Below are 18,416 nucleotides of genomic sequence, written 5' to 3'. Positions count from 1 at the left end.
TATGGTAAACTTTGTTAATATGAAAAAGAAGGATAAGGTGAAAGAGTTAATTTGCAGACAGGTGGGATAAAACAGTGAATACAATCAAATCACAAGAGCAAATTATAAATATGATCGTCACATGGGCAGAACAGACAACCAATATTCGTGCTGTTGTTTTGGCAGGTACACATGGTAATGATCAAGTTCATAGTAATCCGTTAGCAACCTATCATATTCAATGTATAGTGAATGAACTGAATACAATGATCTGGCAAGAAGAATGGTTGCATACATTTGGAGAACCGTTGACTACATTACAACATATTCGTCATCATTCCGTGACTGGAGCGGTTGCTTGTACTCAGAATGTATTGTATACCGATGGTATCGAAATCGAATTTCAAATCTATCCTGTGAGTGAATGGGAGAATCAGATCGACAATGAATCTGCTTTCACTACACCGATATACCAAGTATTGCTGGATAAAGATCATCGTATACAACATTCAATCGTGGTACTTAATCAACAATCTGTACGTCTAAATAAACCTGCACGGCAAGAATATGAACAGATTCAGCATGAATTTTGGTGGTATTGTATGCAAACAGCCAAAAGCCTTTTGCAACAAGAATTGCTTGTCGCTAAATATCAGTTGGATCATATTCTAAGAACTCGTTATCTTGAAAAAATGTTAGATTGGTATGCAGGTAGTCAGCATGAGTGGGATGTGATGTATCATCATGATCGGGCTGGATATCGACAACAGCTAGAACCTGTATTAGCGCAAGCATTAGCACAAACGTATGCAGGCAATCTGTTAGATGATAACTGGCAAAGCTTGCTTCAGATGACAAAGCTATTCCGTAATCTATCGGTATATGTAGCAGAAGTGACAGGCTACGAATATGATCATGAGCAAGATCAGCGCATGATTCACTATTTGCATCAACTTCAAAACCAATAAGTTTCTATCTGTATGATGAATCAATATAGAACACAAAAAGACTGCATCCCAAGATTACTGAGGACGCAGTCTTTTTGTTATTTAACGTAATGTTTGTTGAACTGTACCTGATCCATTAGATACTTGAATATGAGCACTAGCCCCATTAATTAACGTAAGTTGCGGAGGAATATGTCCAATATCTACATTATAGATCACAGGAATCTGTTGTTCTCCGAATACAGCTTGTAATGCATCTTGAATTTCGAAATTTTTGACAGGTGTATAGCCAGCAGGTCTACCGATCAGCACACCACGTGTATGCTGGAACCAACCCGCTTGATTCATTTGCCAGAGATGACGATAAATATCACCCGCATTCATTTCACAACTTTCCAGATACCAGATAAATCCTTCTTCTTGATCATAATGTTGGATAAAATCAGTCACAGGAGCCCATGGTGTACCGATCAGTGGAGTAAGCACATCCATACAACCACCTATCAATCGTCCTGACAATTCAAGAGAAGATTCTGGTTGATCTTCTTGTCCGAGAATCTTCCATTCTGTAGGCGTATCTAGATTGAAATTAGGCTTCGAATAATCGCTATGCGTCTGATGATACGTAGAAGATGATTGCTCGACGCTTTGTCCTGATGCAGCAGATAAAAGATCCTGCCAGCGAATCGTTAGATTATCATCCGCTCCTGAAATATCAACCACTCCAGGTCCATGAGCTGATGCATATCCTGTCATCATCGTATACGTAAAGGTTAAAGTGCTAATATCTGAAAATCCTAGAATCCATGTAGGTGAGGCTTGACGAATCTTTTCCCAATTTAATAAGGGCAAAATATCCATTAGAAATTCGCCACCCCATGGAGGAATAATGGCTTTGATCTTATCATCAAGCAGGAATTGCTCTAACTCGGCTGCCCGTTGTTCTTTAGGTAAGCTTACACATTTATCATTAGTCCATACACTACTACCGACACGTGTCTGATACCCTAGTTGATGCAGATACGCTGTAGACCGGTGTATTAAATGATGAATCCCTGGTTCTAACCCACTGGATGGAGCAATAATACCGATAAGATCGCCTGCTTGTAAAGGTGCAGGATAGATAATGTGCGAAGCATACAAATCTGAATGATGGGTCATAATGATTTAACCTCCCGACGGTTCTGAATACGATGGTAGTTACACGAAATATAGAGTATGCCTATCTTCATTATATGCGATAACTAGCAAAAGGTTCTCCATTCTTGTTTGAACGGCTCATTTCATCTAATCGAGCATCGACTTCATCACTAATGACATAGTCTAAGCTATTCAGATTACTTTCCAATTGATCTGCATGTGTAGCGCCTACAATGACTGTAGCAACAGCAGGACGTTTAAGTAACCATGCTAAGGCAAGCGTTGTAGGTTCCGTGGAACGATTTTGTGCATACAGTCGTAATACTTCACCTAGATTGAGACGTTGGGTATTAAAAAAGCGCTGGAAAGAAGGATCTGTATCTGCACGCGAACCTGAAGGAGAAGGTTGCTTATCTGAATATTTACCAGTAAGAATACCACCAGCAAGAGGGAAATAAGGAATAATGCCTAACCCTTGATCCAAACATAAAGGAACCACTTCTTGCTCGGGTGTACGATCTGCTAAAGAGTATGAGGTCTGAAGTGATACATACCGATTGAGATTGAATTGGTCACTGATACTTAATGCTTTCATCAATTCCCATGCCGCATAATTCGAAGCGCCGATATACCTTACTTTACCTGAACGTACCATATCATCTAGTGTACGCAATGTTTCTTCTAATGGAGTATATGGATCGAACGTATGAATTTGATACAGATCTACATAATCGGTCTGCAACCGTTTGAGACTTTGATCCAATTCGCGTTCAAGATGATAACGAGAAGAACCACGATCATTAGGACCTTCACCCATTGGAAGACCAGCTTTGGTCGTTAATACCACTTGTTGACGTTTACCACCTTGTAGACCTTGACCAATAATGCGTTCTGAAGCTGTGCCTGCATAGATATTAGCGGTATCAATAAAATTAATTCCCCGATCTATAGCAGTATGTAAAATACGAATCGATGTTTCTTGATCTGCACGTTTGCCAAAAGAGTTGGTACCCAGACCCAGTTCAGATACTTTTAATCCACTTTTTCCAAGGTTACGATAGTTCATAGGTATACTCCTTTATGTGATTTATTCTTAGATGTATCGATGTGGTGAGTAATCGAGCATGAAGTACAAATAAAGTCTGTAACCGTACCCTTGACGATTATTTTACTTATTATACCAAGCGAATAGAGTAGCGTTGTCCGGTTTCGGATCGTACATCTACAGGGGTATTGAAAAAAGAACTGAGTTGCTTGGATTCCACCATCGCTGTTGTATCACCTGAAGCAAATACCGCTCCATCGCGAATCAATAATGTTTTGTTAAAGCAAGGCATGATTTCTTCGATATGATGCGTAACATAGAGTAATGTAGGCGCATGATCTTGCATTGCTATCGATTGTATGCGATGCAGTAATTGATCACGTGAAAAAATATCAAGCCCTGTACAAGGTTCATCCAAAATCAGCAATTCTGGCGACGCCATCAAAGCTCTAGCAATCAGAATACGTTGCCGCTCTCCTTGAGATAAGGTATCATAAGTGCGTCCTACTAGCCTTTCGGCATCCAATTGCTTCATAATAGATAAAGCTTGTGCATGATCTTGTTCTTCGATCTGATTGTAAATACCAATCGAAGCAAATTTGCCACTAAGCACAATGTTCTCTGCTTTCTCATGACCATGTAATCGTTGTTGCATCGATGTACTGACCCAGCCGATTTTTTTGCGATGTTCTCGCAGATCGACAGCACCAAATTGTTCATCAAGCACGTTAATACTACCTGTTGTCGGCCAAATGTAACCATTCACCATATTCAGTAATGTGGTTTTGCCCGAACCGTTGAGACCGAGTAAGCACCAATGTTCTCCGGGCTGTACTTGCCAGGAAATATCGTTGATAATCGTAGTCTGATCTCTGCGCCAGCTGGCGTGTTGTATATCAATAATCATATCGCTCACTCCTCATAAGTTTGGAAATTATTATAGCATTAAATGATTTATACATTGAAATTAATCAGAGAAGGAGACTACATAATATGTCATTTATAAACCATTCTAGTAAAGATGGAATCATCGGATTGTTAGTTGGAGACGCTGTAGGTGTCCCTTATGAATTTTTGGATCGTTCAATCATAGCTCGTCAGCCTGCTGTAGATATGATCGGTTATGGTACTCATCAACAACCAGCAGGGACGTGGTCAGACGATGGTGCATTGACGGTCGCATTATTAGTTAGTCTTGTTCACCATCCACAATTGGATACGATCGATTTGGGAAGACGTTTTATTCAGTGGTATCGTCAAGGGCTCTGGGGTGCACACTATGAAGTATTTGATATTGGGATTGCGACCCGAAAAGCCATTGCACTTATAGAAAAAGATCCGAACCATCCAGAACAAGCAGGCGGTCATGACGAGTATAGCAATGGGAATGGATCATTGATGCGTATTCTGCCTTTAATTTATAAATTAGTTGATCAAGATGCGAGTACACGTCTGGATTGGATTACACGTGTATCTTCTTTAACGCATCGTCATCCTGTATCTATTCTTGGGGGTATTATTTATGTTGAAATAGGCATCCAGCTGTTACAAGCTTCTTCACGGATGACAATCAAAGATGGCTATCAAAAGGCTTGTCAGATCATTAATAGTGAATATGCCGATTATCCAGAAATAGAACGGTATCAGCGCTTACTTAGTGGCTCGATCGATCAGTTTCCTATAGAAGAAATCTCTTCAAGCGGATATGTAGTGCACACATTAGAAGCCAGTATATGGGTACTTCTGCATACTTCAAATTATCGAGATGCGGTATTACAAGCAGTGAATCTAGGTGAAGATACCGATACAACAGCCGCTGTAGCAGGAGGACTAGCTGGAATACATTACGGTTATGATCAGATTCCTAGCGATTGGATCAAGCAATTGGCTCGATTGGAAGAAATGCTAGAGTACTGTGAACAATTTGACCAGCAAGGAGAATCATAATGAATCAGAATTACAATATCTGGGGTACCAAAGTATGGACAGGCAAACTAGTTATGTTAACCACGTTATTGATCGCTACAGGGTTTTGTGTAGCACTAGGTATTCATTTACGAGATTATACAGGGCGAGATATTTACCGTTATCTAAACTGGGACATTTTTCTAGGCTGGGTTCCGATTGGTCTGGCTCTATGTATTGATGTATTCGTCAAGTTACGTAAGTCTTGGATCAAAAATATATTGGTGGTTGGAGCAGGAATTGTCTGGTTATTGTTTTATCCTAATTCAGTATATCTGGTAACAGACACATTGCATCCGTTTGTTCATTTTGAAGTTCCATCAGGACAACGCTTTTTATTTCATTTGGAATTCTGGTATCATCTGTTTTTATTTTTTGTCGCGGCTATCTTAGGCTTGGGATTAGGTACCTATTCGTTGTCTTCCATACAGCAATTAGTCAGTGAACGTTATGGTGTTGTACGTTCGTGGATATTTGCGCATATTGTTCTGATTCTAAGCAGTATCGGTATCTATATTGGACGGTTTATTCGTTGGAATAGTTGGAATGCGATAACACATCCCAAGTCAATCTGGAAAGATGTGATAGACATTGTGACTGATCCGGTGCAATTACATTTTATGTTTGTTTTTACAGCGATGATCTGGGTGATTAGCCTGATTGGGTATTTTATGATGCGTGGCGGAATGTTTATGACAAGGCGAGGATGAAGCAGGATGTATCGATATAATTTATTTACTAAGATGGTTATGTTAATTGTGATAATGCTGATTCCTATTATGATTCTGTATATCTACTCTAACCGTACAACAACAGAAGTACTCAGCCGGGAACTGAATCAATCGAATATTAATCAATTGAACTTTTTTCAGACACAGGTTAATACCAACATCGAATTATTATCATCATGGCCGAATTTGTTAATTCATGATCCGGATATTGTGAGTTTTAATGATATTTATTTGCAAAATGGATATCTAAATCTTGATGCGATCACATTGGTCAAGCGTATTCAAGGTAAATTAGCGATTCAAGAAAGTTCATCGAACTGGCGAAGTCATTTGTCGATCTATTCGCCAAGCCTGATGCGGTTAGTCACAGATAACGATATGAAAGACTATCGTATCAGTCAAGCTCAACGTTGGGCGAAGCCCGGCTGGCAAGTCACTTCATTACATGATAATAACAGAACCACATTCAATTTTTCATGGACAACCATTTCTCCGTATACTGCCAATACTCCAGATTTGCGAGATGCAAGTACCGTGATACGGGTGGAATTTGATAGTAGTAATATTCAAGATATGCTTGATAAATTCAAAAGTGATGGTCGACGTGATCCTTTTTACTATAATCCAGAACTGGGTGTCGTCTATAATCGTTCAGCTGATCATGTCTTAACAGATGAATTGATCAGTCACCTTAGAGAAAAGCCATTACAAGCTTTAGAAAGTCGCACGATTGAGATCGCGGATCAACAGTACATGGTGAATGCTGTTCGATCTGAAGTAACCGGTTGGTACATGGTAGACTATATTCCTTTGGACGATGTGTTACAGCCGATCCATAATTCGAATCGATTATTTTATTTGTCGATGATCGCTCTGTTATTAATGAGCTGTCTGGCTTCTTATCTTCTATACGCACAGGTACAGGTTCCGATTCGTCAGTTGATTGCTGGATTTGATCGGTTAAAACAAGAAGATTACTCGGTACGTATACGACCGAAAGGTAGAAGTGAATTTGCTTATCTATCGATTCGCTTTAACTCAATGGTGGCGCAGATCCAATCTCTATTTGAAAATGTGTATATGGAGAAAATTCATGTGCGTGAAGCTAGGCTGAAGCAGCTACAGTCACAGATTAATCCGCACTTTTTTTACAATTGCTTTTCATTTATTACCAGTATGGCGAAGCTGAATAACCAGCAAGCCGTTATTGCGATGTCCAAAAATTTGTCTCAATATTATCGATATACAACCCGTCAAGAACGTGATCTGGTTCCGATGACAGAAGAAATTGATTTTGTCCAAAATTATTTGGAAATTCAGCAGATGCGTATGTCCAGATTGAATTATAATATTCATTTGTCAGAAAATATCAAACACATTCTGATTCCACCGCTGATTGTACAACCACTTGTTGAAAATGCAGTGATTCATGGCATTGAGCGGTATTCGTCAGCAGGATTAATTACTATTCATGGTTGGTGTGATGAAGAACAGTGGTTTTTGAGTGTAGAAGATGATGGAAAAGGAATGGAACCTGAAGCTTTAGCACATCTACAACAGAGTCTATCCGAACCATTAGGCGAAGAAATGGGCTGTGGACTATGGAATGTACATCAACGATTAACATTGCGTTTTGGCGAGCAATCCGGGGTGCATTTGTCACCATCTGAATTAGGTGGACTTAAAGTAACTCTCAGTTGGACGCAAAATAAAGGAACTAACATTCAGGAGTGAACCGTTAATTATGAACATTTTACTTGTCGATGATGAATCTTATGTTACGGAAAGCTTAGAACTCACGATTCCATGGACAGAATTAGGGATAGAAGACGTGTATCGTGCAGATTCAGTAGATCAAGCACTGACAACGTTGAAAAAATATGATATTGATATCGTAGTGACTGATATCCGTATGCCTGATCGGGATGGACTCGAGTTACTAGCTGAAATCGGAAATACATGGCCACATATTCGTACACTGGTGTTAACTGGTTATTCTGATTTTGAATATGCACAGAAAGCGATTCGTCTCAAAGCAGGCGATTATATTCTCAAGCCTGTTGATGATGATCCATTTATGGAAAGTATTCGTCGTGTAGTGAATGAGATTGAAGCGGAGTGGGGACAGACAGATAAATATAATCAGCTGGCTTATCAGCGTCAATCGGAGCTTGAGTTGTTGCGAGATGGTCTGCTAAATGATCTACTGCTTGGCAGAGAAGCTTCTGATCGTAGCATGTTATCTCGCTTAGAAACGTATGATATTCAGATTAAGCCAAATCATACAGCGCAGATGTTATTTGTTCCTCCAGGATCATACACCCAAGATCAGACAGAAGAAGCAATTCGATTGTTAGAATATGCGATTGGGAATATTACAAATGAGATTCTAGGTGCGCATGGAGGAGTCTGGTTAGGAAGAGCACCACAAGGAGGTCTGGTGATCTTATGGCAGTATGATGCTCAGATCTACTCGGGTTATAAGCTACACATACGTGAACTAAGAGATAGCGTACATCGTTATTTGAAAACGAATTTGTCTTTCTGGGTTAGTGATCCCTTTGTATTCCCGGCAGAAATGTCATCGACCTATCGTCATATGATGCGTTTTGCTCATCTGGCTTATGCAGCAGCAGAACAAGGCATTCATTTTATTCAAGAACAGCATCAACCGTTAGAACGTCCATCTGCTATGAAATTTATGGAATCGCTCTACAAACCGCCAGCGCTTATTCATCTGTTAGAATCTGCACAATGGAATGCCGCTAAGCAAAAGGTCGATCAAGTGCTTGATACGATGGAGTCCTTACCCTTAACCCATGAACATTTGTATGAAGTCTATCTGGCAGTGAGTAATGCACTGGTGTATATGGCACATCATCATGGCTACAAATTAGCAGCTTCGGATTCAGGAGGATTAGACCCTTTTTCAGCGCAACAGATTACAGGTTCACTCAGCAAGCTTCGTCTGTGGTGCAATAGTGTGCTGACCCGGATTGAACTGCAAGGAACACCTTCAGCATTAGAACCAAGTCGTAGCCGTATTGTGAAGCAAGTGCAAGAAATGGTCGCTGAAAGTCTAGGGCAAGATGTATCGGTCAAAACGATTGCAGATCGTGTATTTCTTCATCCCGTGTATTTGTCTAAAATCTATAAAACAGAAACAGGTGAAGGACTGGGCGATTATATTATTCGGATTCGGATGGAAAAAGCATTATATATGCTCAAACACACCAATAGCAAAATTTATGAGATTACCGCAGCGTTAGGTTATCAAAACCCCCAATACTTTAGCAAATTGTTCAAAAAACATTACGGAATGACTCCAAATGAGTTCCGTGAAACATAAATGATTGCAAAAGGTGCAGGAATGTTATATTCGTGACATAGGCGATTGATGTTCTTGCACCTATACTTAAGAAGTAAGCAAGAAGCAACATACAATATGAACGAACGTGAGCAATAATAAGCTTGAATGTAAAATAAGGGGGAGCAACATGGGAATCAAGAAAACAGCAACAATCGTCATGAGTACACTACTTGTAGCGGCAAGCCTAGCAGGATGCGGAGGCGGAAAAGAAAGCGCACCTGCGGCGGTCAATACTGAAAACGTATACAAAGAGAAATACGATCCACCAGTAACGATCACCACAGTGTGGGGAGTAGATCCAACATTACAATTTAAAAATGGAGAATCTGCTGAAAATAACGTAGCTACCAAATGGGCAAAAGATAAATTCGGTATTGATGTCAAATCACTCTGGTCTGTAACCGATACGAACGGTGCATTTGCAACGAAAGTCAGATTGGCAATGTCTTCAGGACAAGAAATGCCAGATGTCGTGACAATCGGTGATACGGATTCGCAACTTGCACAAGATTTGATCGATTCTGGTATGTATAGCGAAGTTGGACCGTTGTTCGACAAATACGCTTCAGATACATGGAAAAAAGCAATGTCTGAAGATGCTAATGTATGGAATCCTTATATCCGTGATGGTAAAAAAATGGGTATTCCTGTACTTGATTATGCATACAACCATGATTATGTATTGTGGATTCGTCAAGATTGGTTAACCAAGCTAAATATGAAAGCGCCTACTACTATGGATGAGCTAGAAAAAGTAATGGAAGCTTTCAAAAACAATAATCCAGATGGATTAGCACCAGATAAAGTAATTCCACTCAGTATCGGATTCAAATCTTCTATGAACACATGGATGGGTGATCCTTCGTGGATCTTCGGAGCTTATGGAACGATTCCTCAACAATGGAATCTTGGTTCTGATGGTACATTGCAATACGGTTCGATCCAACCCGGTATGAAAGAAGGTCTGGTGAAGATCAAAGAATGGTTTGATAAAGGATACATTCCGAAAGAAGCAGCACTATGGGATGAAAACAAAACTTCTGAACCAGCAGTTGCAGGTACAGCAGGTATTTTGCCAGGACCTTACTGGATGAGCGGATGGCCTTTACAAGATACTGTGAAAAACGTTCCAAGTGCAGTATGGAAACCCATCACGATCCCTGTTGGACCGAATGGCAAAGCGATGCGTCATGGTACAACAACAACGAACGGCGTAACATTGATCAATAAAAACATGAAACATCCTGAAGCATTCTTTACGTACCAAAACTATATGTTTGATCAATTGGCTAATCCTTCAGCAAATAGTGAATTTGATAAAGGTCTATTCAAAGGATATGACTACGATGTCGATTCTTCAGGCAAATTGTTGACAGGCGAAAATATCCCGGGCGGTTATGTGAACAGTGTACGTTACTTGTTAGTTCGTGATGGCGCACGTATTCCTAATGCTCAAATGGATGCTTTGATTAAATTAGCAGATGGTGGTAAAGCAGAGACTCGTCTAGAACGTGATATTCAAAATAACTATGGGCCTTTGACACCGGAAGCGGCTAAAGTATTGATGTCTCAGAAAGACAGTTCTTATCCAAATATGTTTACAGGTCCAACAACACAAAGCATGAAAACAAAAATGGACTATTTGAACAAAATCGAGAGTCAAACCTTTAACGAAATCATTTACGGTAAATCACCTATCGATTCATTTGATACTTTTGTACAGACATGGAAAACGTCAGGTGGAGACGAAGTAACCAAAGAAGTAAATGACTGGTATAAGAGCGTTCATAAATAATCTCAAGGAATAGATTAACAATGATCGAAATGCAATAAAAGGATATGAGAAAATAACGACTCTATCCAGAGTCGTTATTTTCTTCCTATCTACTGATTACAACCATAACAGTAAGCAATATATAGAGAAATCGAAATATAGAGGAAAAACGATATAAAAGGTATTAGGAGGAGAGAAATGAAAACACTTAGAAAAACTTGGCCGTTTCATGTGATGTTACTACCATCTATGATTTTCTTGCTTATTTTCAGTTATGTACCGATGGCTGGGATTGTGATGGCATTTCAAGATTATAAGCCGTGGTTAGGATTTACAGGTTCCGAATGGGTAGGACTGGCTAACTTCCGTTATTTATTTGAAAGACAAGATAGTATACAAGTAATCTGGAACACATTAGTGATTGCTGTGCTCAAACTGATTTTTAATTTATTTGTTCCTTTTATTTTTGCGATTTTATTGAATGAGATTCGTCGTGTTAAATTGCAACGTACCATTCAAACATTAGTCTACTTACCGCATTTTCTGTCATGGGTTATTTTGGGCGGAATCTTGATTGATCTATTAGCAACTGATGGATTCGCTAACCGTATTTTAAGCACATTTGGTGTGCAACCGATCTTCTTTCTCGGGGATAATGACTGGTTCCGGTTCACAGTCATTGCATCTGATGTATGGAAGGAATTTGGATACAATACAATCATTTTTTTAGCAACACTGGCAGGTATCAATCCTTCTCTTTATGAAGCAGCAGAGATGGATGGAGCAACTCGACTCAAACAAACCTTGTACGTTACGATTCCTTCAATGATTCCAATGGTAGCTGTAGTAGGTACACTAGCACTTGGTAATGTATTGAACGCTGGATTCGATCAGATATTTAACTTATACAACCCGCTTGTCTATGCCAAAGGCGATATTATTGACACCTTTGTCTATCGTACAGCGATCTTGAATGGTGAAATGGGCTTTGGTACAGCTATTGGATTGTTCAAATCTGTGATCAGTATGGTTCTTATTCTCTTGTCTTACCGTTTGGCGTACAAATGGGCGAACTACCGTATATTCTAAAGGTTATCTATTAACCTCAGTACAACATCAACGGATCATTTAAAAAGCGAAACATAAAGGAAAGAGGGAGAATATGTATTTCAAAACCAGAGGATATCGTGTTTTCAATGTATTTAACACGATTTTGCTTATCCTGTTATCGATTATGTGTATTATACCTTTAGTGCATGTATTAGCGATTTCACTCAGTTCCAAAGCAGCAGCAGATGCTAATCTAGTCGCTTTGTGGCCAATCCAATTTTCATTAGAAGCCTATAAAAAGACGATGTTTAATCCAGTATTTTTACATTCTATCTGGATATCTGTCTTACGTACCGTAATTGGTACAGCAATTACATTATGCCTAACCTTCCTAGCCGCTTACCCGTTGTCTAAAGACAACTCGGTATTCAAAGGACGTAATATTTACTCATGGATCTTCGTATTCAGTATGGTATTTACTGGCGGATTAGTACCGTTCTATATCGTTATTCAGAAATTAGGCTTGATTGATTCATTCTGGGTACTGGTATTACCTGGTGCAGTGAACACATTCCTGGTTATCCTTATGCTTAACTTTTTCCGTGGTATTCCCAAAGAATTGGAAGAAGCATCATTTATTGATGGCGCAGGACCATTCCGTACCTTGTTTACCATTTACTTACCGATCTCATTACCATCAATCGCAACCATTACACTATTCAGCATGGTGTTCCATTGGAACTCATGGTTTGATGGATTGCTTTATCTAAACAATGCCAGCCAATTCCCACTAGCGACATTTTTACAAACCGTTATTATTCAACAAGATATGAGTTCTATGAGCTCCAGCCCGAAAGAAATGGAATTGATCTCACAAACAACTGTCAAAGCCGCCCAAATCTTCATCGGCGCAGCACCCATCCTAATCGTCTATCCTTTCCTACAAAAATTCTTTGTTAAAGGGATGACTCTAGGTTCTGTAAAAGAATAGTAACCATTCATTATTACATGGTAATGCTAGTTTATGTACTACCCCATCAATATATTGAAAACCAAATAAACAAAGATATTTATCGCTATTAAAAGGATATATTTTAAATAATTATTCTTACTAATCATGATGTAATTAAAAAGTATAAAAGTATAAGAATACGAAAGTATAAAAAGTAACCAAAATCTTTTAAGCATCTATCCTTACCCCTGCCACTTCCATGCAAAGGGTGCACTTTATCTTTTAAAAAGTTGCTCCCTTATCAGAGCGCAGGGAACAAAATCAATTCTGAAAGAGCGAAGCGTTCGCCTTTAAAGTCAGATATCGACTGCCTAGCAGTCAATCAAGATATCTGACTTTACGAGCGATGACAAGAATGATTTTGTTCCTGGAGCGGTCTAACTAAGGCAAATATTTAACCATTAAAGGAGCCCATCATGACCACTATTGAATCCACTTGGAACCAAATGCTTCACGGAGCCGATTATAACCCTGAACAATGGCAACATCGTCCAGATATTTTAGAAGAAGATATTCGTTTGATGAAATTAGCCAAATGTAACGTGATGTCTGTAGGTATTTTCTCTTGGGTCGCATTAGAACCCGAAGAAGGTGTATATAACTTTGAATGGCTAGATCGCATACTAGATAATTTTGCAGCGAATGGAATTTCAGCCTTGTTAGCCACACCGAGTGGAGCACGTCCAGCTTGGATGTCTGCAAAATATCCTGAAGTCTTACGTGTAGAAGCGAATCGTGTACGTAATTTACATGGATTCCGTCATAATCATTGTTTTACTTCACCAGTTTATCGTGAAAAAGTCGATATCATGAATACCAAATTAGCAGAACGCTATGGAGAGCATCCAGCTGTAATTGGTTGGCATATTTCAAATGAATACGGTGGCGAATGTCATTGTGATTATTGTCAGGATGCCTTCCGTACTTGGGTGCAAAACAAATACACAACACTTGATACTCTAAATGAAGCATGGTGGACGAACTTCTGGAGTCATACATATACCGATTGGTCTCAAGTAGAATCACCTGCTCCACATGGTGAGACTCAGGTGCATGGTATGAACTTAGACTGGCGTCGTTTTGTTACCGATCAGACAGTAGATTTTTGCCGTCATGAAATCGAACCTTTGCGCAAAATCAATCGTTTACTGCCTGTAACGACTAACTTTATGTTTACAGGGAATTTCGATGGATTGAACTACTGGAAATTCGCTGATCTGTTGGATGTATTGTCTTGGGATAGTTACCCAACATGGCATGATCAAGCAGGAGATGAAGTACAGGGAGCAAGTATTGCATTTATGCATGATATTGTTCGTTCGATCAAACAAAAACCTTTCTTATTGATGGAAAGTACACCAAGCTTAACCAACTGGCAAGAAGTCAGTAAAAATAAACGACCTAATATGCATATGTTATCTTCACTACAAGCTGTTGCACACGGATCAGATTCTGTACAGTATTTCCAATGGCGCAAAAGTCGTGGTTCAAGCGAAAAATTCCACGGTGCTGTAGTCGATCATGTAGGACATGAACATACACGTGTATTTAAAGATGTACAAGATGTGGGGCAAGCGCTATCCAGTATGCAAGATATCGTCGGCAGCCATGTGAATGCAGAAGTCGCAGTAATCTACGATTGGGAAAATCGTTGGGCAATCAAAGACAGTCAAGGTCCTCGTAATATCGGTATGAAGTATGATGAGACTGTACTTAATTGTTACCGTCCTTTCTGGGAACGTGGTATTCCTGTCGATGTGATCGATATGGATCAAGATTTGTCCAAGTACAAAATCGTTGTAGCCCCTATGTTATATCTGGTACGTGAAGGGGTAGGCGAACGAATGGAGCAATTTGTAGAAGCAGGCGGAACACTCGTAAGTACGTACTGGTCAGGTATCGTAAATGAGACCGATTTATGTTTCCTTGGCGGATTCCCGGGCCCTTTACGCAACGTACTAGGGATCTGGTCAGAAGAAATCGATGGATTGCATGATCATGAGCGCAATCATTTGAAAATGTCTGATAACAATGAATTACAAATGCAAGGAACATATGATGTGAAAGAACTTTGTGATCTTATCCATTTGGAAAGTGCACAAGCATTGGCTGTATACGGTAATGACTTCTATGCAGATCGTCCAGCACTAACAGTCAATACATTTGGAGCAGGTGAAGCTTACTATATTGCAGCTCGTACAGACTATGATTTCTTAGATGCATTTATCGGAAAATTAACAGATCGTCAAGAAATCAAGCGTACATTAGCAGGAAATTTACCTAAAGGTGTCACTGCCCATTCACGTATGAATGAAAAAGATGAATTTCTGTTTATTCAGAATTACACTTCTGCTGCACAATCTATTTCATTGGATCAACAGACCTATTATGATCTATTAGAAGATCAAGAACATGTTGAATTACCTAAAGAAATAGAGATTCCAGCATATGGAATTCGTGTACTGAAAAGAAGCCTATAATAGATCAAAGTAGGGAAGGAATGGATCACTCATTCCTTCCTTATTTTTATATGTATTTTAATTTTTATCTTTAATCTGATATATAATTGTCGTAAAAATGCTTTAAAAATAAAATATATGTCGAAACAATTAAAATAACATTGAATATTGTTGAGCTTTCATATATATTGAAATCTGAAAGAAACACATATCGCTATAAAGAGAAAGTTAAACCGTTTACATTTATTGTTTATTATTCAAATTATCAAGAGGGGGAGAGACATGCCGACCATACATGATGTCGCCAAACATGCTGGCGTCACTCCAACAACAGTATCCCGTGTACTCAATAACAGGGGTTATATCAGTGATAAGACTCGTAAAAAAGTGTACTCTTCGATGGAACACTTAAATTACCAACCTAACGAAATTGCACGTTCTCTCAAAAACAAGCAGTCCAATATTATTGGATTAATTGTGCCAGATGTATCCCATCCGTTTTTCGCAGCATTTGCCAGTCAGATTGAATATTATGCTTATGAAAATGGAATGAAGGTATTGTTATGTAACTCTCATCTAGATCCGGTTAAAGAAAAAGAATATATTGATATGATGCGAGGTAATCGAGTAGATGGCATTATTATGAGTAGCCATACACTGGAGACAGAACAATATCAGAATGTGCAAAGCCCTATTGTTACGTTTGACCGGCAAATAGGAGATATTCCTTACATTTCGTCTGACAATTATATGGGGGGCAAGCTGGCAACCGAATTGCTTATTAAGCAAGGATGCCGAAAGATTGCTCATATTTGTGGAAACTTACAATTGAATTTACTTGCAAATGAGCGAAGTAAAGCTTTTTTGGATGTAGTCAATGTACATAATGTTGAACATATTGTTATCGAAACAGATACGAATGTCTTTCATAACCAAGAATATCAAAAAATGATTCGTCAATTGTTAGCCGATCATCCCGATCTGGATGGCGTTTTTGCAACCAGTGATATTATTGCAGCTTATGTGATCAAAGAATGTATAGAGCTAGGCATCAAGGTACCTGAACAAATTAAAGTTATCGGCTATGATGATGTCAGTATCGCACCGTGGATCACACCTTCTTTAACAACGATTCGCCAACCTATAGAAGACATAGGGAAATTAGCGATTAAGTTATTAAGTCAACAAATAAACAAAGAAGAATATGTGATCAAAAATCAATTAGATGTTGAGCTTATTGAAAGAGCTTCCACCCTGTAGTGTGGAGGTTTTTTATAAAATGTATGTTAACCGATTGATAGGATGTTCCGGGCAATCTATACTCTTATTATGACACCCTGTCACTTATAGATATCTACTCGAACCATATTTACTTTTCTTATTAAATAGAAGAAGGGAAGATAAAAAATGAGTTATAGTATCGAACGTGCCAATCATTTTGTTGCTGAGTCCAAACATTTGCTAGTCGATCAATATCGTTTGCATTATCATTTTATGGGTGAATTTGGATGGATCAATGATCCTAACGGTTTTGTTCAATATAAAGGGGAATATCATTTATTTTATCAATATCATCCGTATCAACCAGTATGGGGACCCATGCATTGGGGACATGCAGTCAGTAAAGATTTGATCGAGTGGAGACATCTACCTGTCGCTCTGGCACCGGATCAAGAATATGATCGTGATGGATGTTTTTCAGGAAGTGCGATAGAGCATAATGACAGTCTATATCTACTATATACAGGGCATATTATGACAGGACCTGATATTACCAAAGACTATTATCAAGTTCAGAATCTAGCGATATCACAAGATGGTATTCTGTTTACAAAAGATGCTCATAATCCAGTCATTAATACCGATCAAATTCCTGCACATACCAGTCAAAAAGATTTCCGTGACCCTAAAGTATTTGAACGGAATGGACAATTTTATATGGTGCTTGGCTCCAATGATGATCAAGGTAAAGGATTGATTTTACTTTATCGCTCGGTGGATCTTCATACATGGGAATATATGAATGTGATGGCACAAAGCGACGGTACATTGGGCGACAACTGGGAATGCCCGGATGTGTTCGATTTGGATGGTATAGATGTATTAATGATGTCTCCACAACGAATGTCGCCGCAAGGAAATAATTATCATAATTTACATTCTACCGTATATATGTTGGGTAAGCTTGATACTGATACAGGCATTTTTGATTATAAACAGTATATTCCGATTGACTATGGCTTTGATTTCTATGCTTGTCAGACTACACTCGATCAGCAAGGTAGACGTATCATGATCGGTTGGATGGACAGCTGGGAAGCATTAATGCCTACCCAAAATGGACATCACTGGGCAGGAGCGATGACGTTACCACGCGAAGTTATCCGTGACGGTGAACGCTTATTGTTCCGTCCTGTTGCTGAATTGGAGCAATCTCGCTTAGAAGGATTACATGCAGAATCATTTGAAGTACAAGGACAACAAGTGCTGGATTACAGAGGCGAAAGTTACGAGATTGAACTGAATGTCGACGTCAGCAAATCCGAAGAATTTGCTATACATTTACGTACCGGTGAAGCAGAAACAACAGTACTCAGCTACTCACCTTTGGAACAATTATTCCGCTTTAATCGGGACCAATCGGGTATCGGACCAGGCGGTGAACGGATCACTTCGCTAACTACATCCGAAGGTCAACTACACCTACGCATTTTTGTAGATTTATCTTCAGTGGAAGTGTTTTTACAAGATGGCGAAAAAGTAATGACCGGACGCATCTATCCACAACCAGAATCACAAGGTATTGCGTTATATTCCAACGGTATCACCCAAGTACAATCTTTACACATCTGGAACCTAGTCCAACCCGAACAGATATAACCCATTTCATCTAAAAAAGAGCTATTGTGCTGTCAACAACACAGCCTAAATAGCTCTTTTCTTT

General features: G+C 39.1%; 14 protein-coding genes. 11 read left to right on the top strand and 3 right to left on the bottom strand.

The window, feature by feature from the left end; all coding sequences use genetic code 11:
* The first annotated feature begins 74 nt into the window (after nucleotides 1-74).
* A complete protein-coding gene (locus PTI45_RS15150; protein WP_069328439.1) occupies nucleotides 75-947 on the top strand; it encodes an aminoglycoside 6-adenylyltransferase in 873 nt (290 codons plus the stop codon).
* Nucleotides 948-1,028: 81 nt separating this feature from the next.
* Here PTI45_RS15150 and PTI45_RS15145 read toward each other — a convergent pair whose 3' ends face one another.
* The 3 genes from PTI45_RS15145 to PTI45_RS15135 form a co-directional block, all read right to left on the bottom strand.
* Nucleotides 1,029-2,087 carry a S66 family peptidase gene (locus PTI45_RS15145; protein WP_069328438.1) on the bottom strand — a complete coding sequence of 353 codons (1,059 nt, stop codon included), beginning with the start codon at nucleotides 2,085-2,087 and terminating at the stop codon, nucleotides 1,029-1,031.
* A 70-nt stretch (nucleotides 2,088-2,157) separates the two neighbouring features.
* Nucleotides 2,158-3,132, bottom strand: coding sequence for an aldo/keto reductase (locus PTI45_RS15140; RefSeq protein ID WP_069328437.1), 975 nt, complete (start codon nucleotides 3,130-3,132; stop codon nucleotides 2,158-2,160).
* Between the two features lie 109 nt (nucleotides 3,133-3,241).
* Nucleotides 3,242-4,018, bottom strand: a complete 777-nt coding sequence (locus PTI45_RS15135; protein ID WP_069328436.1) for an ABC transporter ATP-binding protein — start codon at nucleotides 4,016-4,018, stop codon at nucleotides 3,242-3,244.
* A gap of 86 nt (nucleotides 4,019-4,104) precedes the next feature.
* On the opposite strand from PTI45_RS15135, the gene PTI45_RS15130 reads away from it, so the two are divergent.
* From PTI45_RS15130 to PTI45_RS15085, 10 genes are all read left to right on the top strand, one after another.
* Nucleotides 4,105-5,058 carry an ADP-ribosylglycohydrolase family protein gene (locus tag PTI45_RS15130; protein ID WP_069328435.1) on the top strand — a complete coding sequence of 318 codons (954 nt, stop codon included), beginning with the start codon at nucleotides 4,105-4,107 and terminating at the stop codon, nucleotides 5,056-5,058.
* Nucleotides 5,058-5,786 carry a DUF1361 domain-containing protein gene (locus tag PTI45_RS15125; RefSeq protein ID WP_069328434.1) on the top strand — a complete coding sequence of 243 codons (729 nt, stop codon included), beginning with the start codon at nucleotides 5,058-5,060 and terminating at the stop codon, nucleotides 5,784-5,786. The genes PTI45_RS15130 and PTI45_RS15125 overlap by 1 nt, the downstream gene beginning before the upstream one ends.
* 54 nt (nucleotides 5,787-5,840) lie before the next feature.
* Nucleotides 5,841-7,541: a sensor histidine kinase gene (locus PTI45_RS15120; RefSeq protein ID WP_342672122.1), complete on the top strand. Its 1,701-nt coding sequence runs from the start codon at nucleotides 5,841-5,843 to the stop codon at nucleotides 7,539-7,541.
* Nucleotides 7,542-7,551: 10 nt separating this feature from the next.
* Nucleotides 7,552-9,156, top strand: coding sequence for a response regulator (locus PTI45_RS15115; RefSeq protein ID WP_069328432.1), 1,605 nt, complete (start codon nucleotides 7,552-7,554; stop codon nucleotides 9,154-9,156).
* Between the two features lie 148 nt (nucleotides 9,157-9,304).
* Nucleotides 9,305-10,972: a type 2 periplasmic-binding domain-containing protein gene (locus PTI45_RS15110; protein WP_069328431.1), complete on the top strand. Its 1,668-nt coding sequence runs from the start codon at nucleotides 9,305-9,307 to the stop codon at nucleotides 10,970-10,972.
* Nucleotides 10,973-11,149: 177 nt separating this feature from the next.
* Nucleotides 11,150-12,040, top strand: a complete 891-nt coding sequence (locus tag PTI45_RS15105; protein ID WP_069328430.1) for an ABC transporter permease — start codon at nucleotides 11,150-11,152, stop codon at nucleotides 12,038-12,040.
* Nucleotides 12,041-12,113: 73 nt separating this feature from the next.
* Complete coding sequence (locus PTI45_RS15100; RefSeq protein WP_069328429.1) at nucleotides 12,114-12,992, top strand: carbohydrate ABC transporter permease; 879 nt, start codon at nucleotides 12,114-12,116, stop codon at nucleotides 12,990-12,992.
* A 437-nt stretch (nucleotides 12,993-13,429) separates the two neighbouring features.
* Entirely contained in the window at nucleotides 13,430-15,493 is a 2,064-nt protein-coding gene (locus PTI45_RS15095; RefSeq protein ID WP_069328428.1) for a beta-galactosidase, read from the top strand.
* Between the two features lie 261 nt (nucleotides 15,494-15,754).
* On the top strand, nucleotides 15,755-16,732 hold the full coding sequence (locus PTI45_RS15090; RefSeq protein ID WP_069328427.1) for a LacI family DNA-binding transcriptional regulator: 978 nt from the start codon (nucleotides 15,755-15,757) through the stop codon (nucleotides 16,730-16,732).
* A gap of 147 nt (nucleotides 16,733-16,879) precedes the next feature.
* Nucleotides 16,880-18,352 (top strand): glycoside hydrolase family 32 protein, encoded by a 1,473-nt coding sequence (locus PTI45_RS15085; protein ID WP_083243554.1) that lies wholly within the window; start codon nucleotides 16,880-16,882, stop codon nucleotides 18,350-18,352.
* Nucleotides 18,353-18,416 lie beyond the last annotated feature (64 nt).

It is taken from the genome of Paenibacillus nuruki (assembly GCF_001721045.1).
GTDB classification, from domain to species: domain Bacteria; phylum Bacillota; class Bacilli; order Paenibacillales; family Paenibacillaceae; genus Saccharibacillus; species Saccharibacillus nuruki.
This window is presented reverse-complemented; position numbering and strand designations above follow the sequence as displayed.

Excerpts from the sequence above, each read along its gene's own strand:
- PTI45_RS15130 (WP_069328435.1), top strand. The coding sequence starts at position 4,105 with ATGTCATTTATAAACCATTCTAGTAAAGATGGAATCATCGGATTGTTA.
- PTI45_RS15100 (WP_069328429.1), top strand. The coding sequence starts at position 12,114 with ATGTATTTCAAAACCAGAGGATATCGTGTTTTCAATGTATTTAACACG.
- PTI45_RS15095 (WP_069328428.1), top strand. The coding sequence starts at position 13,430 with ATGACCACTATTGAATCCACTTGGAACCAAATGCTTCACGGAGCCGAT.
- PTI45_RS15105 (WP_069328430.1), top strand. The coding sequence starts at position 11,150 with ATGAAAACACTTAGAAAAACTTGGCCGTTTCATGTGATGTTACTACCA.
- PTI45_RS15085 (WP_083243554.1), top strand. The coding sequence starts at position 16,880 with ATGAGTTATAGTATCGAACGTGCCAATCATTTTGTTGCTGAGTCCAAA.
- PTI45_RS15145 (WP_069328438.1), bottom strand. The coding sequence starts at position 2,087 with ATGACCCATCATTCAGATTTGTATGCTTCGCACATTATCTATCCTGCA.
- PTI45_RS15140 (WP_069328437.1), bottom strand. The coding sequence starts at position 3,132 with ATGAACTATCGTAACCTTGGAAAAAGTGGATTAAAAGTATCTGAACTG.
- PTI45_RS15135 (WP_069328436.1), bottom strand. The coding sequence starts at position 4,018 with ATGATTATTGATATACAACACGCCAGCTGGCGCAGAGATCAGACTACG.
- PTI45_RS15115 (WP_069328432.1), top strand. The coding sequence starts at position 7,552 with ATGAACATTTTACTTGTCGATGATGAATCTTATGTTACGGAAAGCTTA.
- PTI45_RS15125 (WP_069328434.1), top strand. The coding sequence starts at position 5,058 with ATGAATCAGAATTACAATATCTGGGGTACCAAAGTATGGACAGGCAAA.
- PTI45_RS15110 (WP_069328431.1), top strand. The coding sequence starts at position 9,305 with ATGGGAATCAAGAAAACAGCAACAATCGTCATGAGTACACTACTTGTA.
- PTI45_RS15120 (WP_342672122.1), top strand. The coding sequence starts at position 5,841 with ATGCTGATTCCTATTATGATTCTGTATATCTACTCTAACCGTACAACA.
- PTI45_RS15090 (WP_069328427.1), top strand. The coding sequence starts at position 15,755 with ATGCCGACCATACATGATGTCGCCAAACATGCTGGCGTCACTCCAACA.